Here is a 22,474-nt window from a genome sequence, read left to right as displayed (position 1 = left end):
TGGTGCCGAGGGATATGCCCGATTCGACGGAAATCGGTGACGCCGGCAATGGTGTCGGAGCTATGGCGCCCGGGGGACCCGCAGGTTCGACGGCGGACCGCGGAGCTGGCGCTCTGCCTGCTGCGTCGACATCCGCGGGACCTGCCGGCTCGATGACAGGCGGCGGATCTGGGGCGTCCGGTGCCCCGGCACCTGCCGCAGCGGCGAGCAGCGTAACGCCGGGTCCCGGGGCCAGTGGCGTAGTAGCCGCTCTCCATCCGTCGGCTGGGGCTGCGCCAACCGGCCCCACGCCTGGCGCTCCCGCATCGGCCGGCCTGACACCAACTGGGCAGGCGCCAGCCGGGCCGCCACCAGGCCCAGGGGCCAGCGGCGTAGTCGCTGCGCCAACGGGTGCCGTCGGGCCCCAACACGGTATTGCGATGCCAGGTCCCGGGACTAGTGGCATGGTGGGCGCTCCGTCGGCGCCCGCACCACCGCTAGGCGGAATGGGTTCCGGCGGAGCCGGGAGCCCAGGGGGTGTAGGCGGCTTCGCCGGAGGACTTCCAATGCAACCCGGGTCCTTCTCACCACCATCGTCGATGGCGAACGTGGCTCCGCCTGGGCTGGCGGGTAGCCCCGCCGCTGCAGTTCCGGCCACTGGCAGCCCGTTAAGCGCGCCGATGTCGCCCGGGGCGCCAGGCCTGCTGTCCGGGGGCACGGTGCAGGCGATGGCGTCGCAGGTGCCGCCGTCTCCCCCCACCGCGCCGACCTTCCCGTCTGCCGCAGGGGGTATACCGGTCACGATGGGCGATGCGCCCACTCCACCGCAACAGGCGCCGGTCCCGCCTGTCGCACCGTCGCCACCGCCGGTGGCGTACCCCTCCGAGCCGGCCGCGCCGATGGTGACCGGGCCCGCCGCCGGCCCCTTCGTAGCGCCATCCGCGCCGTCGGGCTCGTTGCCGACCTACGGCTCCGACCTACGGCCACCGGCCGCAGCAGCGCCGCCAACCGCACTGTCAGCGCCGTCAACGCCGATAAGCGGACCGCCGTCACCGGCCGCGTCGGCGCCGGTTCATCCCTCGGCGGGAGGGCCAGGTCCCAGTCAGCCCACCGCGATGGTGCGTCAACCCGCCCCGCCGAGTCCGTCGCCGTCGCCACCCGGCGTCGGGGGCCAAAGCGCCATGGCTGCCACTGGCGGCGCCCTGGCCGGTGCATTGTCCGCAGATGCGACGGCGCGCACGCGGTTACAGCGCCTGCTGGCCGCGGTGACCCGCCAGCAACCGCGGCTGGCCTGGGCTATCGGGGATCGCCCCGATGACACCACGGTGTTGGTGACCGATGTGGCCAGCGGCTGGATCCCGCCCGGTATCGAAATACCTGCTGCCGTAACGCTTCTCGAACCAGCGCATCGCCGCGGTGACCTTGAGGCGCTGTTGGGCGAGGTGAAGCTTTCTGTCGCCTACACCCCGATCCACTATCTTCCAGATCCCGATGACGAGCCGGTGCCGACCTCGACCCGAGCCCGTCGCGCACCCGAGGTCGAAGAGCTGGGCTGGCAGCTGAGCCAAGCCACCCACTGGCGCGACGGGCTGCCGATGCTGGCGCACACTTTGGCCAAGGCCGCCTCGCGGGGCACCGGCGTGCTCGAATCCGAAGCCGAGTTGCTGCACGGCGAACTGGTCAAGATCGCCGCGCGCGTCCTGGACAGTTATCCCGAGGACATCGAGGTGCCCGCAGTCGGCAACTGGCAGCTGTTGGCCGCCATCGAGGCGCTGGTGGCCGGAGAGAAAGCCGTCGCCAACTACCACCTGGCTTGGTTTCTGGCGTGCAATACCGCCGCCGCAGCGGATGGCAGTCGGCGGTGACCGGTATCGACGTGGGGGGTTTGATTGCCGCCGCCGCGTCCGATCTTCGACCTGCCGCGTTTGTGCGCTGGGATGTCCCCGGCGGGGACTCCCCGGCCGAGCAGGCGGCCACCGGCTACGTGATGGCGGTCAATCTGATCGTCCGCACCGCCGCGTTGGACTGCGAGAGCGCCTGGGAGAAGCGCCAGAAGATCTATGCCGCCGAGATCGCCCGCCTGCACTCCGCGGATGCCACCGCCGATCCGGAGGTCGTCGAGCAGCTCAACAGCGAACAGTTGCGCGGCAAACTCGACGACCGCTATCGCGCCGACCTGATCTCGATGGCCGAGGAAGGCTATCGGCGCGTCGTCGAGCTGACGGCCGCGCTTGACAACGACGTGCGTCACCTCGCCCGCACCGAGGTGCTCGAACGTGTTGGCACCGCGGTCGATGAGATCAACGCGCTCACTCAACGCCTCTTCGATATCGACCGCCCCGGAGGAACCGTCCACGACTTCCTGGCCAGCCGCAACCTCGATACCATCGTCCCTCGGCGCTAAGCCCGCGCCGTCGGCGCCCCGGATCTGCCGATGACGGCGCCGAGATCGACGTCAGCGCCAAAAATCGCGGGCGGGAATGCGCTGGCGTCGATCTCGGCGGCATGCCGGCGCTAAGCGCCGACGTCCCTGACTACAGCGCCTCCGCCGACCGGTCCAACGCGCCAACGGCGGATACTGTTGAACCGTGAGTGCTCCCGGCGGCTCGGGCACCGTGGAACCCGGTCCCAACGCAGGATCCAGTCCGGCTGAACTGGACCTGGAGAGCCTGGCTGCCAACGCCAGCGCCGACCGCGCGCTGATCGACATCCAGGCCGACGAAACCCCCGGGGCAGAGCAACCGCCGGTGGACCTGACCGCGGCCGCATTCTTCGACGTCGACAACACGCTGGTGCAAGGCTCGTCCGCATTGCATTTTGGCCGCGGCCTGGCCGCCCGCAAATACTTCACCTACCGCGATGTGCTGGGGTTCATTTACGCGCAGGCCAAGTTTCAGCTCACCGGCCGGGAGAGCAGCGACGACGTCGCCGCGGGGCGGCGCAAGGCGCTGGCCTTCATCGAGGGCCGCTCAACCGCGGAGCTGACCGCTCTCGGCGAGGAGATTTACGACGAGATCATCGCCGACAAGATCTGGACTGGCACTCGCGATTTGGCCCAGATGCACCTTGATGCCGGCCAGCAGGTCTGGCTGGTCACCGCCACGCCGTATGAGCTCGCGATCACGATCGCCCGCCGACTCGGCCTGACCGGTGCGCTGGGCACCGTCGCCGAATCGGTCGACGGCGTGTTCACCGGCCGGCTGGTGGGCGAGATCCTGCACGGCGCAGGCAAGGCGCACGCGGTGCGCTCGCTGGCCATCCGCGAGGGGCTCAACCTCAAGCGCTGCACCGCCTACTCCGACAGCTGCAACGACGTCCCGCTGCTCTCCCTGGTCGGGACCGCCGTCGCTATCAACCCCGACAGCCATTTGCGGGATCTGGCTCGCAAGCGCGGCTGGGAGATCCGCGATTTCCGGACGGGGCGCAAGGCGGCCCGGATCGGCGTCCCGTCGGCCCTGGCGCTGGGTGCAGCGGGTGGTGCACTGGCCGCGGTGGCCTCTCGTCGGCAATCACGCTGATAAGCTGCGCCGCTGAGCACCTATCAGAGTGGAGAACAGGGCATGGCAGTTCACGAAGGCGCCCAAGGACTCATCGGAACGCACTACCGGTACCCGGATTACTTCGAGGTCGGACGCGAAAAGGTCCGCGAGTTTGCGCAGGCCGTCATGGACGAGCACCCGTCGCACTACTCGGAGGAGTCGGCCGCCCAGGCTGGTTACGACGGCACTCTGGCGTCGCTGACCTTCCTTGCGGTTGCCGGACGGCGTGTCCAACTGGAGGTCTTCACCAAGTTCGACATCCCGATCAACCTCGCCCGGGTGTTGCACCGCGACCAGAAGTTCGTGTTCCACCGGCCGATCATGGCCGGCGACCGGCTGTACTTCGACACGTATCTGGATTCGGTCATCGAATCGCACGGCACGGTGATCGCCGAGATTCGCAGCGAGGTCACCGACGACGACGCCAACCCGGTGATCACCAGCATCGTCACCATGCTCGGCGAGTCGTCCCACCCCGGCGCAAACGCGGAAGCGACAATTGCGGCAATTGCATCGATCCGAGGCTCCGCCTAGTCTCAGCCCGGAGCTTTTTAGGGGGCGAGCAGACCGATGAGCGCCAATCTCATGCCGCACTTTGACGACGTCCAGTCCCACTACGACCTGTCTGACGAGTTCTACCGGCTGTTCCTGGACTCCAGCCAGACCTGCAGTTGCGCGTACTTCGAGCGCGACGACATGACGCTGGACGAAGCCCAGCTGGCCAAGATCGACCTGTCGCTGGGCAAACTCGGCCTCGAGCCTGGCATGACCCTGCCCGACATCGGCTGTGGCTGGGGTACCGCACTGCGGCGCACCGTCGAGCGCTACGACGTGAACGTGATCGGCTTGACGCTCAGCATCACCGGCCGTTAGACCTCAGCCGAAGAAAATGTTGCGGCGCCCGGCCAGTAGTTGATACAGCGTCTGCTGGATGGTCTCGCGCACCTGGTCGGTGAGCTCGAAGGTGATCATGGGATCGTCGGCGTCGCCGCCGTCGTAATGAGCAGTGGGGATCGGCTCGCCGAAGGCGATATGCCATTTCGACGGCAGCGGCACCAGCCCGGCCGGACCCGCCAGCGGGAACAGCGGGGTGATCGGGAAGTACGGCAGGCCGAACAGTCGCGCCAGCAGTCGGACGTCGGCCAGCATCGGGTAGATCTCCTCGGAGCCGACGATCGAGCACGGCACGATCGGCGCCTTAGTGTGCAGCGCCGCCGCCACGAAGCCGCCGCGGCCGAACCGCTGCAGCTTGTAGCGGTCCTGGAACCGCTTACCCAGGCCCTTGTATCCCTCCGGGAACACCGCGGTCAGCTCTCCGGAGGCCAGCAGCCGATGGGCGTCGGCGGTGCACGCCATGGTGTGTCCGGCTTTGCGGGCAGCCTCGCCGATCATCGGCAGGTCGAACACCATGTCGGCGGCCAGCAGTCGCAGGTCCCGATGGGCCGGGTGCTCGTCGTGAACAGCCACCGAGGTCATCAGCCCGTCGAACGGCAGCACGCCGGCGTGGTTGGCGACCACCAGGGCCGCGCCGGAGTCGGGCAAGTTCTCGACGCCGCTGACCTCGACGCGGAACCATGACCTGAAGAAGAACCTCAGCATCGGCCGCAGGATCGCGTCGTTGAAATGCGGATCGAACCCGAAGTCGTCGACCCGGTAATCGCCGGTGAGGCGCTGCCGTAGAAACTCGGCGACGGCGCTGACCTTGTGCACGAGCTCGTTGCCCAACTCCGGGGCATCGGATTTGCCGCTGGCCGCGCGCCGGTGCTGATCGATTTCGCGGACGACGGCGGCGATCTGATCGGCCGACGCTCGGGTGCCCGGTTCGGTGAGCAATGAGGTGTGTTGACGAGATGTCTGGGTACGTTGGCCGGCGCGCCGCTGCGCCGCAGCACGACCTGTATTCGAATGTAGCGGAATGACTTTGGCCTTCGAGCCCGCCATTAAGTTAACCTCCCCAGCGCTAGTTGATTTTGGTTCGACCACCAAAGCGCTGCGCTGCTGCCACGGCCCGACCTTCAATGGAGCGTACCCACTCCGGATCGATAACGGGAGTTAAACCTCGGCCGCGTACGTAATCGTCAAAGGCCTCTGCAGTCGACCACCTGGGATGGTATCGGACTTCCTGTCGCATCCTGGTCGTGTCCATCACCCGGCCGTAGCTGAGGTAGTCGAGTTGCTCACGGTTGATCTCGGTGTAGCGGTTAGCTCGCCGTAGTGAACCCAGTGCCCACAGCCCGAATCCGGGCACCGGAAGCGGGATTCGGCCGGCCCGCCGGATCGCTTGCGAGAGCATGATGATGCCGCTGGCGCCGATGTTGAAGGTACCGGCCTTACCGGCCATCACGGCCCGCTCCAAAGCACCCAGCGCGTCCTGCTCGTGCAGCAGCTGAAGCCGTGCGTCCCGGCCGAGCACCGTCGGACACAGCGGCCCGGCCATATACCGCGACAACGTGGTTTCCATCGCCGGACCGATCATGTTCGCCAACCGCAGGATCGTCACCGCGATATCAGGCCGGCGCCGCCCGAGCCCGCGCGCGTAACCTTCGATGTCCAGGCTGTCTTTGGGGAAGCCCTCCCGAAACGGACGACGGCTGCTGCTGTCCTCGGTGAACATCATCGGATCGCGCGGATGTGACCCGTAGACCTCAGAGGTTGACTTGAGCACCACTCGACGCACCGACGGCGCTTTCTGGCACGCCGCGAACAGCTGCATCGCGCCCAGGACGTTGATTTCCTTCAACGCCGTGCCGCCACCGGACCGGGGTTCAAACGACGCCGCCGCGGCGTGCACCACCGTGTCGACATCGCCATTTCGAATCACCTTGGCGACGAAGGGGTTGCGGATGTCGGCGCGGACGAACTCGGCGCGGCCCATCCGGCGGAGCATGTCCTTGCTGGGCGCGACCGCGTCCACGGCGATGATCCGGTTGACCAATGGATTCTGCGCCAGCCTGGCGGTCAGGTAGCCGCCCAGAAACCGGCAGGCGCCAGTGACCAGCACGACCTTCGGGTAATGCACGGAATCGCTGGTGTTGCTGCCGGCGCCAGTTGTCCGGGTGCCCGGCTGACCGTCCCGCGAATCCACCTCGCTAGCCTAGCGGCTACTGCTGCGCGCCGCGGCTTGCCTGCGAGCTGCGGCAGCCGTTTGGGGCAGTTACTTTCCGAGTTTTCTGCGCTGCACCCGGGTACGGCGAAGCAGCTTCCGGTGCTTCTTCTTCGACATCCGTTTGCGCCGCTTCTTTATTACTGAACCCATAACTCCGCTATCTGTGTGGCGGCCCGAGTCCGCCGTGGCCGGGCATGTGCAATAACCCGCACACTCTACCCAAGAAGGCGTCTCGAACGGAAAAATACACCACGCGTCACCGCTAGGTCGTGTCCCGCGCGCCGCGCAGCACCCGATGGACGCCAGAGTCAAGCCACCGCGACGCCTACCGGCGTGTCCTCGCGAACGTTTAAGTGTCGCGGTCCAGCCGCTCAGCCGGCGTCGAAGTAGGAGCTCTCCAGCATGTCGTGCACCGCCTTCGCGTGCACCCGGAAGGAGCGCCCCACCCGAACTGCGGGCAGCTCGCCGTTGTGAACCAGCCGGTAGACGGTCATCTTGCTAACCCGCATTAGCGCTGCAACTTCGGCCACAGTCAGGAATTGCGTCCGGGGGGGCTGGCCGTCTGCGGAACCAGAATCTCGTCCCGATTTGCCGCCAGCCGAATCCCGTGCCGATGGCCCGTTTATAGACGTCATCGCAACCCAATCAGTCGGGCATCTGCAGTCCCAGCGGCTTCCCCTCCGCTGGCAACACACAGGTGCATACCAAGAGGAGAATAGCGGGACTAGTGGGGTTACTGCGACTGCTGGGGGCAAATAAATAAAATTCTATAAATTACTCGGATGTAATTCTTAGCTGCTCAGAGCGGGTTTTTGCGGCCCGCACCGCCTCGTCGACGGCGGCCCGCAAACCGCGGCCTTCCAGTTCCCGCAGCGCAGCGCAGGTAGTGCCGCCGGGTGAGGTAATAACCGCGCGCAGCCTTGCGGCGCTGGTGTCCAAGGACAGGTCCGACCCCCTGTCGCCGGCTGCTCCCCGGTCCTGTTCCATTCTGTCCAGCAACATTGCCGCCGAGCCCGCCATCGTGTGAGCGACCAGCTCGGTGGACACCGAGCGGCCCAATCCGACGCCGACGGCGGCGTCCACCAATGCCTCGACCATCAAGAAGAAATACGCTGGCCCGGAGCCCGACACCGCTGTCACGGCGTCCATGTGTTCCTCGGGAACCATCAGCACTGTGCCGACCGAGTCCAACAGCGCACCGACCTCCTTGAGCTGCTCGTGGGTCGTGAATCGGCCCTTGGCGATGGCACTGACCCCGGCGCCGACCAGCGCCGGCGCGTTCGGCATCACCCGCACCACCGGCGTGCCGGCCGGCAGCTTGGATTCCAGGTAGCTCGTGGTCACCCCGGCCGCGACGGAGATCAACACCCGATCGGGGACGTCGTGACTGGACTCGGCCGCCAGCTGGGTGATCTCCGCGACCACCGAAGAGACATCGGATGGTTTCACCGCGACGATGACGAACGTCGCGTTTTCCACCGCATCATGCACGGATGTCACCAGCACCGAATACGTCTCGGCGAGATACCGCGCGCGGTCGGGCATCCGCTCGGCCACCACCAGGTCCTTGACTTGGCGCCCGGACCGCAGCAAGCCCGATAGCAGGGCTTCGCCGATGCTGCCCCCGCCGACGATTGCGATTCTCGCCATGCCGCACAGCATGGCAGACCGCGACGGGTGCCGGCGACTAGCGCGCCGTGGGCACCATCGCCAACTGGCGGGCCTGCACCACGATGCGGCCTTCGCAGTCGACCACGGTATGGTCCTCGTCGAACCAGCCCTGCCCGATCTGCATGCAGGTGCACACCACCCGCAACCAGCCGTCCGCCGGCAGCGCGCGCAGGTAGGCGGTGTAGCGCCATCGCGCTGCTGAATAACGCGGTCATTCGGGCTCCTATGGCGTGTCAGCGCAGCAGGTGCGTGCGGGCGAATTGCAACGACTCGGCCAGCATGGCCCCCCGCTCATGGGCGGAACGCGCTGTGGACGTCGACACCTCCAACACAACGTGGCCGGCGAAATCTCCGCCGGCCAGCATCTCGCACACCTCGACCACCGGCTGGTTACCGCGGCCCGGCGTCAGATGCTCGTCGGCGGGCAGCCCGGTGCCGTCGCACAAGTGCAAGTGCACCAGACCCGAACCCATCCGCCGCGCCATGTCCAACGCATCGGTGCCCGCCGTCGCGGTATGCGACAGGTCCAGCGTGTAGTGCGCGTGATTGCCGTCCAGCGGGTCGTAGGACGGCGCGAACGCCGAGATTCCCGGCCCGGGCCCGCCGCCGCGCCTGCGCATCCGTTCCTTGAGCTGCTCGGCCCGGAAGAACCGGTCCGCCCGGAACGGGAACATGTTCTCCACGGCCACCAGCACATCCCTGGACGCCTCCAGATGAGCAACCTGCTCGCTGAATCCCTCGCCGTAACGCCGTTGCCAGCGGAACGGCGGATGCACGACGACGGTCTGGGCGCCGAGTTTCTCAGCGGCCCGCACGCTGCGATCCAGCTTGGCAATCGGGTTGGCGCCCCACACCCGCTGCGAGATCAGCAGACACGGCGCGTGTACCGACAACACCGGCATCTGATAGCGCCGCGACAGCTTGGCCACCGCGTCGATGTTCTGGCTGACCGACTCGCCCCACACCATCAGCTCGACACCGTCGTAGCCGAGCTTGACCGCATATTCGAAAGCGGCCTCGGTCCTCATCGGGTAGACCGAGGCCGTCGAAAGACCGACCTTGATGGCTGGGCGCACGCGGGTTCTGGTGGCGTCTAGCCGGATTGCAACAACGCTAACGGGCCCAACGTGACCAGCGCCCCCACCGCGACCGCGATCAGCGTGCTGCCGATGTCCTCGGTTTTGCGGACCACTCGCACGCCAACAACCAGGCCCAGGATGACGAGCACCGAAAGCGCCAGCGCCACAATGTTGTTCCACCGCCACAGCTGGTCGAACGCGATGAACAGCCCGGCCCCGAATCCAACAGCCAGAATCGACTGCAGCACAACCGTTCCCCCGACCCGCAGGGCTTCGACCCGGGACCACGGCTGGGAATCCCCGATCTGATCGTGGAACTCGCCGGCGAGGTCGTCTGGGTAATCCTGCTCGTCGACAATGTCGGCGGCGTCCCGGTAGATGGCGTCGGGAGGCGATTCGACGTCGCTAACCGCGCCCTTGCCGCGCGACTGACCCGCGGACGAACCCAGGTACGAGCGCACATAGGCGGAGTCTTCGCTGGCAAGTTCGACGTCCCGCACGTCGGCGTCCATCACGTCTACCGACATCCCCGCGTAGCCCTCCAGCGGGTCCGGGTTCATCCCCTCGGCACCGGAACGGTCCGCCGGCTGGTCTTGCGCATCGACCCGGACGTTGTTGCGCGACGGCAGCGGATACGGGCCGGGCTCGGGGCGTCGTTCCCGCGATTGCGGCCGTGGCTCACGGGGACGAGGCGATGCGGATTGCGGCCAGCGCGGTTCGGGTTCGATGTCCTCGTCAATGATCGGGATTTCGCCGGTCAGCTCGGCCACGGTGACTGCATCGGAGTTGCCGCGACGATGCCGACGGCGGTTGGGCACCGGGGCGCCGATCGTGCCGTTCTTGGCCAGCAACTCGGCAACCGAGATGGGTCGGGTATCCGCGCTGTCGTGTGATTCGGTCATCGTGTCTTGCCTCTCGATCGGTCAACTGCATTCCGATCAACTCGCTGGCTCATAGCATCCCGCACAGAGGTCTCGACGAGGGCGGTTCCGTCAGCTTCGCTATCGAGTTTGCGCAAAATGAGACCTTCGCGCAGCGCCCACGGACAGATGTCCACTGTTTCTATCGACAGCGCTCGCATACTCGCCTCTGCGACCAAAGCTCCCGCCACGATTTGCGGCGCTCGCTCGGCGCTCACTCCTTCCAGTTCAGCACGGTCGGCGGTCGTCATCCTAGAGATGAAAGATATGAGTTGTCTGAGGCCGTTGGCCGTGAGTGCGCGCTTGACGCGCGGCCCGGCGGCCGAGGGCGCCGCACCGGTTAGTCGCGCCAGTGAACGGAAGGTCTTCGACGTTGCTACCGCGAGGTCGGGGCCACCGGCCTCCAGCATTTTGGCGCTGGCTTCGGCGAGTTCGGAATCCAGCCAGTCGCGCAGCATCGCCACCCGGCGCCGGCCGGGCGGATCGTCGCTGAGCCATTCGCGGGTTAGCCGTCCGGCGCCCAGCGGCAACGACATAGCGACTTCGGGTTCCTCGTCGACGCCGTTGGACAACTCCAGCGAACCGCCGCCGATGTCGAGGTTGATGATCCGGCCCGCGCTCCAGCCATACCAGCGACGCACCGCGAGGAAGGTCAGCCGCGACTCGTCGACACCTCGCAGCACTTGCAGCTCGACGCCGGTCTCTTTGCGCACTCGGGCCAGCACGTCCTCGCAGTTCTTGGCATCGCGGACCGCGGAGGTGGCGAACGCCATCAGTTCGACGCAGCCCGAACTGTCCGCGATCTGTTCGAACTCGTCGATGGTCTCGATCAGCTTGTCGGCGCCACGCCGGGTAATTTTGCCGGAGTTGTCGATCGACTCGGCCAATCGCAGAGTGGCCTTGGTTGAGCTCATCGGCGTCGGATGTCCACCGCGGCGCGCATCCACCACCAGCAGATTGACCGTGTTGCTGCCGACGTCGAGCACTCCTAATCGCACGAAACACAACTTAGACCGGTGGCGATGCAGATCGCGTAGCGGTCGGAGGATGAGGCGGAAAAATGTAGCCGAGCGGCTGAGGCGCCTGAAGCAAGGAGTCGTCTACCGTGAGAACCGTGGCAAGTGCGCAGGCAGATCATCCCGGTGAAGTCGAATTGGACTTCGCGCGCGAATGGGTGGAGTTCTACGACCCGGACAATCCCGAGCATCTGATCGCCGCAGACCTGACCTGGCTGCTGTCCCGCTGGACGTGCGTGTTCGGCACGCCGGCCTGCCAGGGCACGGTGGCAGGACGTCCCGATGACGGGTGTTGCTCGCACGGCGCGTTTTTGTCCGACGACGACGACCGGGCCCGCCTCGACGAGGCGGTGTCCAAGCTGACCGATGAGGATTGGCAGTTTCGCGAAAAGGGCTTGAGCCGCAAGGGCTACCTCGAACTCGACGAGCACGAGGGCGAACAGCAGTTCCGCACTCGCAAACACAAGGGCGCATGTATCTTCTTGAACCGGCCCGGGTTCGAAGGCGGCCCGGGCTGTGCGCTGCACAGCAAAGCACTAAAGCTCGGCGTTGCACCGCTGACGATGAAACCCGACGTCTGCTGGCAGTTGCCGATCCGGCGCAGCCAGGAGTGGGTTACCCGCCCGGACGGCACCGAGATCCTGAAGACCACTGTCACCGAGTACGACCGCCGCGGCTGGGGCGCCGGCGGTGCCGACCTGCACTGGTACTGCACCGGTGATCCGGCCGCCCATGTCGGCGCCGAGCCGGTGTGGGTGAGCCTCGGCGACGAGCTCACCGAGTTGCTCGGCGAGAAGGCCTACGCCGTGCTGGCCGCAATGTGCAAGCGGCGCAGCGCATTAGGGCTCGTCGCCATCCACCCGGCAACGCGGGCAGCCGAATAGCGCCGGCGGGCCGAGACTGCGCTGAGCGCGCGGCCGTGAGTCTCGAACCCGCTCTCAATGCAGTTTGGGCGCCGTGTGCGCAGTCTCGGGCGCCTAGCGCGGGTTCGCCTCCTTGTACGACTCGAGCATGCGCCGCGCGCTGGCTCGCGAGCGTTCGCCAAGGCGTATCACAGTGACCCGCATTTCGTAATTCCTGCCATCGTGGCAAGCGCACCCAAGGTGGTGATTCAGGAGTGGATCGAGGGCGTCCCGCTTTCACGGATCATCGCGAAAGGCACAGTCGCGCAGCGCGGCCTCTGCGGTGCACGGCTAGGCCGATTCCCACTGCGAGAGCACGGACCAAGTCGCAGACCGACATGGATGCGGTAGTGGTCCTATGTCGCTTAAGTGTTCGGTGTCGCGCCGGAGGTAACCCCCACCACCAATCGTCAAGACGCTGCGACCGGTCAGCTCTCCAGTTTGTAGCCCAGCCCGCGCACCGTCAGCAGGTGGATAGGATTGGCCGGGTCGGCCTCGATTTTCGACCGCAACCGCTTGACGTGGACGTCGAGTGTCTTGGTGTCACCGACATAGTCGGCGCCCCACACGCGATCGATGAGCTGCCCGCGAGTCAGTACCCGCCCGCTGTTGCGCATCAGGTACTCCAGCAAGTCGAACTCTTTGAGCGGCAACATGATTGGCTCACCATTGACCGAGACCACATGGCGCTCGACGTCCATTCGCACCGGCCCGGATTCCAGCACCCCGTCGGTGATCTCGGAGTCGTCGTCGCCGTGGCGGCGCAACACCGCCCGGATCCGGGCGATCAGCTCACGTGCCGAATACGGCTTGGTCACATAGTCATCCGCGCCCAGCTCCAGGCCGACGACTTTGTCGATCTCGCTGTCCCGCGCGGTCACCATGATCACCGGCACACTGGACCGCGATCGCAGCTGCTTGCACACGTCGGTGCCAGACATCCCCGGCAGCATCAGATCGAGCAGCACGATATCGGCGCCCGACCGGTCGAACTCGGCCAGCGCCGACGGACCGTCGGTCACCACGGTGGTCTCGAAGCCCTCCTTGCGTAGCAGAAACGCCAGCGGATCAGCCAGCGATTCTTCGTCCTCCACGATCAGGACACTTGTCACGGGCGCAACTCCTTCTCATCGCTTCGCACTGCAGCGTCGTATGCGCGGGTCATCGCGGTAGTTTTTTCCTTCCGTTGGGGCGTCTTGGATCGGGTTTCGCGCTCGGGTGCCTGGTCGGATTGTTCGGTCTCGCTGCCGTAGGCCGGAATGGACAAGGTGAACGTGGACCCGGTTCCCAGCTGGCTCCACAACCCGATCGTGCCGTTGTGATTGGCGGCGACATGCTTGGCGATGGCAAGGCCGAGTCCGGTGCCGCCAGTGGCCCGCGAGCGCGCTTTATCGGCGCGGAAGAACCGCTCGAAGACCCGCTCCTGGTCTTTGCGGGCGATTCCGATGCCCCGGTCGGTGACGGCGATCTCGATGTTGTCGCCGCGGCGGCGGCGGCTGATGGAGACCAGCGAACCGCGCGGCGAATACGCGATCGCGTTGGACACCAGGTTGGCCAGCGCGGTCACCAACAGGGCTTGCTCGCCCAGCATTCGCAGGCCGCTCGGTTCGTCGGTGCAAACCGTGATATCGGCGTTGTCGGCCGGTACCTTGTGGCGTGAAATCGCTTCGGATACAACGGTGTCGACGTCGACGGCACCCATGTCCGGCAACCGCTCGGCGCCCTGCAGCCGGGACAGCTCGATCAGCTCGCTGACCATGCCCCCCAGCCGGTTGGCCTCAACGAGCACTTTCTCGCCGAACCGCCGCACCGTCTCCGGGTCGTCCGCGGAGGAGAGTAGAGCCTCGGCGAGCACGGCCATGGCGCCGACGGGGGTCTTGAGCTCGTGGCTGACGTTGGCCACGAAGTCGCGCCTGGTGGCTTCCATCCGCGCGTATTCGGAGTGGTCGTAGACGAAGACCACGGCGAACCGGCGGTCCTCCTCGCTCAGCAGCCGCGCCTGCCCGTGCACCGCCAGGCCCGATCGGCCCGGGACCAACCGCTTGTCCGGCAGCAGGTCGAATTCGACATCGGCGCCGTCGGCCAGCGTCTGGCACGCGGCCGTCCAGGCTTCGTCGTCGAGCTGACGCTCGTGCACCAGGCCAAGCTCCTTGGCCTGGCTGTTGTGATAGACCACGTCGCGGTGACGGTCCACGACGGCGGTGCCCAGCGGCATCAGCACAACCATGCGTTCCAACATCTGAGCGACGGTGATGCCGGCCGCTTCGACGGCCGCCCGGTGGCGTCGCTCCAGCGCATGCGGCGCCAGCCGCGCCCCGGCCGTGACACCCACGACCAACGCCACCAGACCCAACACCCCGGCCACTGACAGGGCCGAGAACACAGTCACATAAAAATCCTACAAATCGAGTGAACGCCAACCCAGCAGCGCGAGGCCGAAATCGGATATGTCACACACAACCAAACATGTGTTCCGCCGCTGTTCACGTCGCGTTTGCCATGGTGCCAGCAAAACCCGCTTACCGGGCGCCTTGGCTGGCCACCGCCGCCGCGCCGGCAGCCGCGGCTTCCGGATCCAGATAGCTGCCGCCGATGACCGTCGGCCGCATCTGCGCGTCCAAGTCATAGCGCAGCGGAATACCGGTGGGAATGTTCAGGCTCACGACTTCCTCGCCGGACATGCCATCGAGGTACTTGACCAGCGCACGCAGCGAGTTGCCGTGAGCGGCCACCAGCACCGTCTTGCCGACCCGCAGATCCGGCACGATGACGTCGGTGAAAAACGGCAAGAACCTGGCCACCACGTCGGCCAGGCATTCGGTCAGCGGGCCGCCGCCGATGTCGGCGTAGCGGGGATCGGCGTCCTGACTGAACCGGCTGCCCTTCTCGATCGGCGGCGGCGGGGTGTCATAGCTGCGCCGCCACGCCATGAACTGCTCGTCCCCGTAGCGGTCCTTGATCTCAGCTTTGTCCAGGCCCTGCAGCGCGCCGTAGTGGCGTTCGTTGAGCCGCCAGCTGCGCCGTACCGGGATCCACAGCCGGTCGGCGGTGTCCAGAGCCATGTGCGCAGTGGTGATGGCTCGGCGCAGCAGCGAGGTGTAGACGACGTCCGGCAGCAGGTTGTGCTCGGTAAGCAGCTCGCCGCTGCGCACCGCTTCGGCACGGCCCTTGTCGGTCAGGTCGACGTCCACCCAGCCGGTGAACTGATTGCTCGCATTCCATTCGCTCTCGCCGTGGCGGAGCAGTACCAGCGTGGCTGCCGCGTTCTCCATGACGGCCAGTCTCTCACGCGTCCCCGTCGTCCTCGTCGTCGATCTGATTGCCCGACTCTGCCCCTCGCCGCTGCGCGGCTGGGGGTGCCCCCACCTCATCGCGCTGCGCGCTCTGCACCGTCGTCGGGCGCAAATGCGCGAACGCCTGCAGGTTCTTCAGCGATTCACCGCGGGAAACTCGCCACTCCCATTCCTTCTGGATCGACGACCGAAAACCCAACTCCAGCAACGTATTGAAGTCCTGATCCACTGCTTCGAGCACCTGCCCGAGCACCCGGTCGATCTCGGCGGCGTCCACCGACGCCAACGACATTCGGCCCACCAGGTAGATGTCGCCGACGTTGTCGAGCGTGTAGGCCACGCCGTAGAGGCGGCGGTTGCGTCTGAGCAGAAATCGGTAGACGCCCTCGTGGTTCTCGTCGGGCTTGCGGCAGACGAACGCCTCGATGCGCACCGAGTGCTCGCCGATGCTCAGGATCGTGTTGGTCTTGAGCTTGCGTTCGCCGGGCAACTCCACGATCAGTCCCGGCAACCCGCCGTGCGCGCCGGGATGCCGAGAATACGTCAGCTTGTTGGCGTCCAGCGTGGCCTCGATCACCTGCTGGACGTGGGCCACCGGCGCTGCACCGCGGGCTCGGTCCGCAGGGTTCATTGGCGCCACTCCTCGATCCCGGCTGTACCGGCATCATCGTCGTCGGCGCGCGTCAAGCCCACGCCTCCCATCGCGACGGCCGCTGCCAGGGACGGCGCGCAGATGCCAGACTGCGCACCGAGCGGCGGGCAGTGAACTCGCCGATCGCGCGCCGGTAGCTGGCCAGCAGCGCATCGACGGTGTTGTCCCAGGAAAACGTTGCCGCGTGCTCGACCGCCGAGCGGCCCATCGCCCACGCCCGCCGCCCACCGCGAAGCCGCAGCAGCTCGTCGATAGCGTGCGCCCACCGGTCGACGTCGTGACCGGACACCAGCGTGCCGCTGAGCCCGTCACGCACCGCGACCGGCAAACCACCGACCGCGGCCGCCACCACCGGTGTCCCGCACGCCTGCGCCTCGATGGCGACCAGACCGAAGGACTCCGAATAGCTGGGCACCGCAACCAGGTCGACGGCCCGGAACAATCGGGCGAGGTCGTCGCGCGATTGCGGGGGCAGGAACGTCACCCGGCCACTGATACCCAATTCGTCGGCGAGCCGAACGAGGCCGTCCGGCGCGGCCCGTCCGCTGCCCGATGGCCCGCCGGCGACAACGACGTGCACCCGCGGCAGTTTGGCTGCCGCACGGAGTAAGACGTCGGGTCCCTTCAGCGGTTGGATACGGCCGACAAACGCCACCACTTCCACGTCGGGCTCTAGCCCCAGCCCGGCCCTTGCGGCCAGGCGGTCGCCGGGCCGGAACACATCCAGATCGACGCCGGGGTACGCGACGTCGATCCCGGCGGGGTCGGCCTGATGCAGTGAAACTAGTTGTCCCACTTCGTCTTCGGTGTTGGCGATCAACCGGTCGGCTTCGTCGACCACCTGCTGCTCGCCGACGATACGCAGCTGTGGCTCGGGTGTGTCACCGTCGGCCAACGCGGCGTTCTTCACCGCGGCCAGCGTGTGCGCGGTGTGCACCAACGGCACCGACCACCGATCACGGGCCAGCCAGCCGACCTGACCGGACAGCCAATAGTGCGAGTGGACGATGTCGTAGTAACCGGGCTCGTGGGCGGCTTCGGCGCGCAGCACCCCGGCGGCGAACGCACATAGCTGCGTCGGCAGATCGTATTTGTCCAAGCCTTCGAACGGCCCGGCCGCCACGTTGCGCACCAGCACACCGGGCGCCACCTGCACGATCGGCAGATCGGTGGACGCGGTGGCCCTGGTGAAGATCTCCACCTGCACACCCCGGCGAGCCAGACGAAGCGCGCTCTGCAGCACGTAGACGTTCATGCCACCGGCGTCCCCGATGCCGGGCTGAGCCAGCGGCGAGGTGTGCACCGCCAGCACCGCGACGCGGCGCGGATCGGTCAACCCAGGGGTGTCCAGCCGAGAAAAGTCGAAGTGGCCCACCCGGTCATCTTTGCAGTACCGCATTGAGGTGCCCGGAAGGCGCCGGTCAGGCGGGTGTCTCGGTAGCGACCTCGAGCCCGGCCACCGGCGGTTGGGCGCGGCGCATGGCGCCGAGCGGATCGGCGTACAGCCCGGCCAGCGACACGATGCCCGCACCGGCCTCCTGCACCCGGTTGCCGAACGCGGTGACCCGGATGTCGCGCGGCGGCAACGCCGAGCGCGCGGCGTATGCCGCCTCCACGTGCGCCATGCCCTCCGGATATTCGGTGAAAGCCTGCCCGCCGACCACCAGGTCGTCGGGGTTGAGCACATCGCGCAGCAACGCGACTGCGCCGCCGAGCACCCTGGCGCGCTCGACGAGCAGGTCCTTTGCCTGCTGGTTGCCGTTGCGCGCCACCCGCACCAGCTCGGTGACGCCCGTCTGGGACCCGTCGCTGCGGGCCGCCAAGACGCGCATCCGGCGCGCCGCGGCGAGCACGGCCTCGTCGCTGACGGTGGATTCCAACAGCCCGGAGCCGCCGAGCAGCTCCGATTGCGCGGGCAGACGGGCGATGGTGCCCGGTCCGCTGCCCGGGCTGTGCACCCGTCCGCCGATCGACAGCGCGTAACCCACCGTCTCTCGCGCATAGATGTACAGGCTGGTTGTCGCGTTCGGTCCGAACCGGCGCATGCCAAGCAGCAGTTCCGCCGCGGCCATCGCGTCGACGTGGGACGCCACCGAAACCGGCAGACCCAGCGCCTCGGCGAATACCGGTCCGACCGGTGCATCCCGCCAGCCCAGCCGGGCATGGTCGACGTGCCCGCTGGGCGCATCCACCGTCCCGCCAATTGCCACCCCGGCCCACAGGGCGCGCCGTCGGTGCCACCGCCTCAGGTAGCGCCGGGCTCCGTTGGCCAACGACGCCAACGCCGGCCGCTGGATGCTGCGCGGTGTCGGCATCTCGACGGCGTCCAGCGTGCGGCCGAACAGGTCGGTGGCCACGATGCTGGTGGTTCGTGCGCCGATGTGGATGCCCAGCGTCAGATACGGCTCGTGGTCGACCTCGACCGGCACCCGCGGACGCCCGATCGCACCGGAAACCGACAGGTCGGCGCGCTCGCGCAGCAAATTGGCATCCAGCAGGGCGGTGACCTGGCGGTTTACCGTCGCGATCGACAGCGAGGTGACCTGGGCGATGACGTCGCGGCCAATCGGGCCGCGCAGCCGCACGGCCCGAAATACCGACGCTGCAGCAGCGTCGGACAACCGCAGCGACGGCGCCACGACCCGGTGAGCCGGTCGAGCGCCGCGCCGACCTTGAAGCTGGCCGGAATGACTGTGAGGGGAGGTGAAAGTGGTTGAGCGCACGTGGGATGTCCTTGTCCGAGTTCCGATGGCGGGTCTCCGACCGCACCGTCGCGAGCGCTTGCGGTTCGCTCAGGCGCGGCTAGCTGCGCGGCAACAACACGCACAGTCCGCGAACAGACAAGCGGACGTGTAGCCAAACAAGGCACCGATGTACACACGGGGGAATTTAGCACGCTTACTACAGTTGTCCAGATGATGTCCGCTGAACAACCGGTCGCAGTGGTCACCGGCGCCAGCGCCGGAATCGGTGAGGCAACCGCGAAAATACTTGGTGCGCAAGGCTTTCACGTGGTAGCGGTGGCGCGACGGGCCGAACGGATCAATGCGGTCGCCGCAGAAATTGGTGGGACCGCCATCGTGGCCGACGTCACCGATGGCGCCGCGGTCCACGCGCTGGCCGCTCAACTCGACCGAGTCGATGTGCTGGTCAACAATGCCGGCGGCGCCAAGGGCCTGGAGCCGGTGGCCGACGCCGACCTGGAGCACTGGCGCTGGATGTGGGAGACCAACGTGCTGGGCACGCTGCGCGTCACCCGTGCGCTGCTGCCAAAGCTGATCGACTCCGGCGACGGCCTGATCGTCACCGTCACCTCGGTGGCGGCGATGGAGGTCTACGACGGCGGCGCCGGCTACACCGCGGCCAAACACGCGCAGGGCGCGCTGCACCGCACCCTGCGCGGCGAACTATTGGGAAAACCGGTGCGACTCACCGAGATTGCCCCCGGAGCTGTCGAAACCGAGTTCTCACTGGTCCGTTTCGGCGGTGATCAGCAGCGAGCCGACGCCGTGTACGCGGGAATGACGCCGCTGGTGGCCGGCGACATCGCCGAGGTGATCGGGTTTGTGGCGTCCCGGCCGTCGCACGTCAACCTCGACCAGGTCGTCATCCGGCCGCGGGATCAGGCAACCGCTAGCCGCCGGGTCGCCCGCTCGTAGCCGGGGTGCCCGACAACGTCGGCGCATCGTGCGGAGTGGCCGGGGCGCTGCGCGGTATGGATACCGGCGACGGCTTGGCCCCGTTGGCCGGCGGCAGCGCCGACATCCCCACCCAGGTGTCCCAGTCGATCGCCCAGTCCCAGATGTCACCGTCGCTGTAGGACAGCTCGATCGAGCTGCCGGTCACCTCGACCGGGTCGCCGTAAATCGCACTGCCGAAGTACTGCTGAGCGTCCGACGTCGACAGGTTGATGCAGCCGTTGGTGACGTTGGTGTTGCCTTGCGCGCCGGAGCTGGCCGGGTTGGCGTGGATGAACTCGCCGTTGTTGGAAATCCGCACCGCCCAGCGTTCGTGGATGTGGTTGTAGCCGGCGGCCGGGTTGGACATGTAGAAGTCGGCGTACTTCTCGCTGACCACGTGGATGCCGTTGCGGGTGACGTTGCGGGGCTTGTCGGCTTCGCCGTAGCTGCATGGGAAGTCCATGATGACGCCCTCGTCGCGGACCACCTGGATGCGGTGTGAGGTCACTTCGGCTTTGACCACTTGGCGGCGAGCGATGTCGAATTTCAGGCTCATGTCCTGCTTGCCGTAGGCGCCGTCGCCGAACGCCAGCCCGTAGAGCTTGGCGTCGACGCTGACTTTGGCGCCCGCCGGGTAGTACTCGCGGGTGCGCCAGTGCACGCGGGCACCTTGGGCTTCGTCGGGCAGCCACGCCCAACTGCCTTCGACGGCCGGCTCGGTGGTCACCTTCAGCGCCCGCTCGACGGCGGCCTTGTCGGTGATCGGCGCGTCGAACTGAATGATGATCGGCGCCGCGATCCCGACGGTCTGTCCGTCGGCGAGCTGGAGCCCACCGTCGACCACCTTGGTCGGCGTGACCGTGGTGAGCTTGCCCTGCACCGGGACGGCCTTGCCGTCGTGGCCGACCGCCGATCCCTTCCAGGTGTAGGTCGCGTCGTAGCCGAGCGGCTCGGTGATGGTGTAGATGGTGCGGTCCCGGTTCAGTGCACCCGTGACCACCTTGCCCGACGAGTTGGTCAACGCGACGTGCTGGAACCAGCCGTCGCGCACCTCAACGCTGATCGGGGCGGTCGGGACCACATCGGTGGCCTGGTCGGCCGGCCGGAACGTCACGCTGGCCTGCGCAGGCGGTTTGGCCTTCTCGGGTTGTTGGCTCGACCCGCCGCCGACACAGGCGGCCAACACGTTGGGCGCGAAAACGCCGACCGCGAGGGTCGCCAAGGCCCGGCGCCGGTTGACCGGCGAGAGGCCGCGCTCGGTGCTCACGACAACAAGATACCGGCGACAGTGACCCCTCTTAGGCCTCACCCGTGCACGCGCGACCTACAGGCAGCAGCCGACCAGCACCGGTTCGGGTGTCAGTGTGACACCAAACACATCGTGGACCCCGTCGCGCACAATGCGCGCCAGCGCCACCACGTCGGCAGCGCTGGCTGCACCACGGTTCGTCAAAGCAAGCGCATGCTTGGTCGACAGTCGACAACGCGCGGTTGAGACATCCGGGTAACCCTTGCCGAAGCCGGCTTGCTCGACTAGCCAGCCGGCAGCCAGCTTGATGCCGTCGGGAGCCGGATAGTGCGGCACTGCACAATCGACGCTGCCGGCCAGGTTCTGGTAAAACTCAAGCGCGACAACCGGATTGGTGAAGAACGAGCCGACGCTCCAGGTGTCGTGGTCGCTCCCGTCGAGCACCATGCCCTTTCGGCTGCGCAACTTCAGCACGGCCTCGCGGACCGCCGCCGGATTCGCGCGCTGCCCGGTCGTCGCGCCAAGCGTCGCAACCAATTCGCCGTAACGCAGGGGCGCACTGCGATTCAACGGGTCCAGCGCGAACTCCACCTCCAAGACGATGGCCGCGTCGCAGTGTTTGAGCACGCTGGTGCGATACCCGAATCCCAGTTCGCTGGGCGGCAGCCAGCGCACCTCGCCGCTGCCCCGGTCCAGCAGCCGGACCCGGGTCAGGGTGTCGGCCACCTCAGCTCCGTATGCGCCGACATTTTGCACCGGGGTGGCCCCGGCCGACCCGGGGATGCCCGACAGGCACTCGAGCCCGCCCAGGCCCGCGGCGATCGCGGCGACAACCACGTCGTCCCACACCGCCCCGGCCTCGGCCCGCACGATGTTGCCGTCAATGCTGATGCGCTCGGTGGCCAACCGCACCACGGTCAGGTCGGTCAGCGTCTCGGCGATCACCACATTCGAGCCCCCGGCCAACACCAGCAGCGACTGGCAGCCCTCGCCGTCGAGCCGGCGCAGCGTGGCGACCACCTGCTCGGTGCTGGTGCAGGTGATGACACGCTGTGCGAGCGGGCCGACCCGCAAGGTGGTCAGCGGCGCGAGCGGCACCGCCTCGTCGACCCGCGCGCCGGCGAAAAGCGTTCCCACATCACCTCTTTTCACGGGATTTGCGGCGTGGAGCCCTTGGCATTTAGCCGGAGGAGGAAACGTCACGTTCCTGTTTTCGCGGTGTTGTCGGTGTTCGAGCTTAGGTTGCAGGCGTGTGCAGGTTCGGTTGCTTCCTAGTATTGAGCAGGCGGCAGTGTGGCCGAGCACGTCTTACCGCGTCACGTTAGATCGATCGCGAAGTTGGCATATCGCTTTTGCCGCCATCTCCGAAGCTGTACCGGGACCCGACG

Annotated in this window: 22 protein-coding genes and 3 pseudogenes; 8 read left to right on the top strand and 17 right to left on the bottom strand. The window is 67.1% G+C overall.

Annotated elements, in window-relative coordinates; genetic code table 11:
* Nucleotides 1–659 precede the first annotated feature (659 nt).
* The 5 genes and pseudogenes from M5I08_RS06565 to M5I08_RS06545 all read left to right on the top strand — a co-directional run.
* On the top strand, nt 660–1,844 hold the full coding sequence (locus tag M5I08_RS06565) for a DUF5631 domain-containing protein (RefSeq protein ID WP_219065697.1): 1,185 nt from the start codon (nt 660–662) through the stop codon (nt 1,842–1,844).
* Between the two features lie 20 nt (nt 1,845–1,864).
* Entirely contained in the window at nt 1,865–2,383 is a 519-nt protein-coding gene (locus tag M5I08_RS06560) for a hypothetical protein (protein ID WP_219065696.1), read from the top strand.
* A gap of 211 nt (nt 2,384–2,594) precedes the next feature.
* Nucleotides 2,595–3,497 carry an HAD family hydrolase gene (locus M5I08_RS06555; protein ID WP_219065747.1) on the top strand — a complete coding sequence of 301 codons (903 nt, stop codon included), beginning with the start codon at nt 2,595–2,597 and terminating at the stop codon, nt 3,495–3,497.
* Nucleotides 3,498–3,539: 42 nt separating this feature from the next.
* On the top strand, nt 3,540–4,052 hold the full coding sequence (locus M5I08_RS06550) for an FAS1-like dehydratase domain-containing protein (RefSeq protein ID WP_219065695.1): 513 nt from the start codon (nt 3,540–3,542) through the stop codon (nt 4,050–4,052).
* A gap of 36 nt (nt 4,053–4,088) precedes the next feature.
* Nucleotides 4,089–4,376, top strand: a pseudogene (locus M5I08_RS06545) (class I SAM-dependent methyltransferase); the annotation flags it as partial.
* Nucleotides 4,377–4,394: 18 nt separating this feature from the next.
* On the opposite strand, the gene M5I08_RS06540 reads toward M5I08_RS06545, so the two are convergent.
* From M5I08_RS06540 to M5I08_RS06500, 9 genes and pseudogenes are all read right to left on the bottom strand, one after another.
* On the bottom strand, nt 4,395–5,459 hold the full coding sequence (locus tag M5I08_RS06540; protein WP_219065694.1) for a lysophospholipid acyltransferase family protein: 1,065 nt from the start codon (nt 5,457–5,459) through the stop codon (nt 4,395–4,397).
* A gap of 19 nt (nt 5,460–5,478) precedes the next feature.
* Nucleotides 5,479–6,537: an SDR family oxidoreductase gene (locus M5I08_RS06535; RefSeq protein ID WP_249763310.1), complete on the bottom strand. Its 1,059-nt coding sequence runs from the start codon at nt 6,535–6,537 to the stop codon at nt 5,479–5,481.
* Between the two features lie 135 nt (nt 6,538–6,672).
* The gene (locus M5I08_RS06530; protein WP_003402602.1) at nt 6,673–6,774 is read right to left on the bottom strand and encodes a 30S ribosomal protein bS22; all 102 of its coding nucleotides are present in this window, start codon (nt 6,772–6,774) and stop codon (nt 6,673–6,675) included.
* 221 nt (nt 6,775–6,995) lie between these two features.
* Entirely contained in the window at nt 6,996–7,259 is a 264-nt protein-coding gene (locus tag M5I08_RS06525; RefSeq protein ID WP_219065692.1) for a helix-turn-helix domain-containing protein, read from the bottom strand.
* A 139-nt stretch (nt 7,260–7,398) separates the two neighbouring features.
* The gene (gene proC / locus M5I08_RS06520) at nt 7,399–8,274 is read right to left on the bottom strand and encodes a pyrroline-5-carboxylate reductase (protein WP_219065691.1); all 876 of its coding nucleotides are present in this window, start codon (nt 8,272–8,274) and stop codon (nt 7,399–7,401) included.
* A gap of 37 nt (nt 8,275–8,311) precedes the next feature.
* Nucleotides 8,312–8,476, bottom strand: a pseudogene (locus tag M5I08_RS06515) (thioesterase family protein); the annotation flags it as partial.
* Between the two features lie 52 nt (nt 8,477–8,528).
* Nucleotides 8,529–9,371 (bottom strand): sugar phosphate isomerase/epimerase family protein, encoded by an 843-nt coding sequence (locus M5I08_RS06510; protein WP_219065690.1) that lies wholly within the window; start codon nt 9,369–9,371, stop codon nt 8,529–8,531.
* A 17-nt stretch (nt 9,372–9,388) separates the two neighbouring features.
* The gene (locus tag M5I08_RS06505) at nt 9,389–10,276 is read right to left on the bottom strand and encodes an Rv0497 family membrane protein (RefSeq protein ID WP_219065689.1); all 888 of its coding nucleotides are present in this window, start codon (nt 10,274–10,276) and stop codon (nt 9,389–9,391) included.
* Complete coding sequence (locus M5I08_RS06500; RefSeq protein ID WP_219065688.1) at nt 10,273–11,292, bottom strand: Ppx/GppA family phosphatase; 1,020 nt, start codon at nt 11,290–11,292, stop codon at nt 10,273–10,275. Before M5I08_RS06500 ends, M5I08_RS06505 begins: the two co-directional genes overlap by 4 nt.
* A 107-nt stretch (nt 11,293–11,399) precedes the next feature.
* On the opposite strand from M5I08_RS06500, the gene M5I08_RS06495 reads away from it, so the two are divergent.
* Together M5I08_RS06495 and M5I08_RS06490 are read left to right on the top strand one after the other, a co-directional pair.
* Nucleotides 11,400–12,194, top strand: coding sequence for a DUF3109 family protein (locus tag M5I08_RS06495; protein WP_219065687.1), 795 nt, complete (start codon nt 11,400–11,402; stop codon nt 12,192–12,194).
* A 147-nt stretch (nt 12,195–12,341) separates the two neighbouring features.
* Nucleotides 12,342–12,506 (top strand): annotated as a pseudogene (locus tag M5I08_RS06490) (AarF/ABC1/UbiB kinase family protein); the annotation flags it as partial.
* Between the two features lie 134 nt (nt 12,507–12,640).
* On the opposite strand, the gene regX reads toward M5I08_RS06490, so the two are convergent.
* From regX to M5I08_RS06460, 6 genes are all read right to left on the bottom strand, one after another.
* Nucleotides 12,641–13,324, bottom strand: a complete 684-nt coding sequence (gene regX, locus M5I08_RS06485; protein WP_219065686.1) for a two-component sensory transduction protein RegX — start codon at nt 13,322–13,324, stop codon at nt 12,641–12,643.
* Complete coding sequence (locus M5I08_RS06480) at nt 13,321–14,601, bottom strand: sensor histidine kinase (RefSeq protein ID WP_219065685.1); 1,281 nt, start codon at nt 14,599–14,601, stop codon at nt 13,321–13,323. The genes regX and M5I08_RS06480 overlap by 4 nt, the downstream gene beginning before the upstream one ends.
* A gap of 130 nt (nt 14,602–14,731) precedes the next feature.
* Complete coding sequence (locus M5I08_RS06475) at nt 14,732–15,484, bottom strand: phosphoglyceromutase (RefSeq protein WP_219065684.1); 753 nt, start codon at nt 15,482–15,484, stop codon at nt 14,732–14,734.
* A gap of 13 nt (nt 15,485–15,497) precedes the next feature.
* A complete protein-coding gene (locus M5I08_RS06470) occupies nt 15,498–16,136 on the bottom strand; it encodes a type III secretion system chaperone family protein (protein ID WP_249763162.1) in 639 nt (212 codons plus the stop codon).
* A 52-nt stretch (nt 16,137–16,188) separates the two neighbouring features.
* Nucleotides 16,189–17,532, bottom strand: coding sequence for a D-inositol-3-phosphate glycosyltransferase (gene mshA / locus M5I08_RS06465; protein WP_440271473.1), 1,344 nt, complete (start codon nt 17,530–17,532; stop codon nt 16,189–16,191).
* A 46-nt stretch (nt 17,533–17,578) separates the two neighbouring features.
* Nucleotides 17,579–18,796 carry an ROK family protein gene (locus M5I08_RS06460; RefSeq protein ID WP_249763309.1) on the bottom strand — a complete coding sequence of 406 codons (1,218 nt, stop codon included), beginning with the start codon at nt 18,794–18,796 and terminating at the stop codon, nt 17,579–17,581.
* 276 nt (nt 18,797–19,072) lie between these two features.
* Here M5I08_RS06460 and M5I08_RS06455 point away from each other — a divergent pair, with 276 nt between their 5' ends.
* Nucleotides 19,073–19,816 (top strand): SDR family NAD(P)-dependent oxidoreductase, encoded by a 744-nt coding sequence (locus M5I08_RS06455; RefSeq protein WP_219065681.1) that lies wholly within the window; start codon nt 19,073–19,075, stop codon nt 19,814–19,816.
* Here the strand turns inward: M5I08_RS06455 and M5I08_RS06450 are convergent.
* A complete protein-coding gene (locus tag M5I08_RS06450; protein WP_249763161.1) occupies nt 19,791–21,104 on the bottom strand; it encodes a L,D-transpeptidase in 1,314 nt (437 codons plus the stop codon). The genes M5I08_RS06455 and M5I08_RS06450 overlap by 26 nt on opposite strands.
* Before the next feature lie 57 nt (nt 21,105–21,161).
* Nucleotides 21,162–22,238, bottom strand: a complete 1,077-nt coding sequence (locus M5I08_RS06445; RefSeq protein ID WP_219065679.1) for a UDP-N-acetylmuramate dehydrogenase — start codon at nt 22,236–22,238, stop codon at nt 21,162–21,164.
* Nucleotides 22,239–22,474 lie beyond the last annotated feature (236 nt).

The organism is Candidatus Mycobacterium methanotrophicum, assembly GCF_023515995.1.
Taxonomy (GTDB): Bacteria; Actinomycetota; Actinomycetes; order Mycobacteriales; family Mycobacteriaceae; genus Mycobacterium; species Mycobacterium methanotrophicum.
The sequence above is the reverse complement of the archived record's forward strand: the minus strand, read 5'-3'. Positions and strand labels throughout refer to the sequence as shown.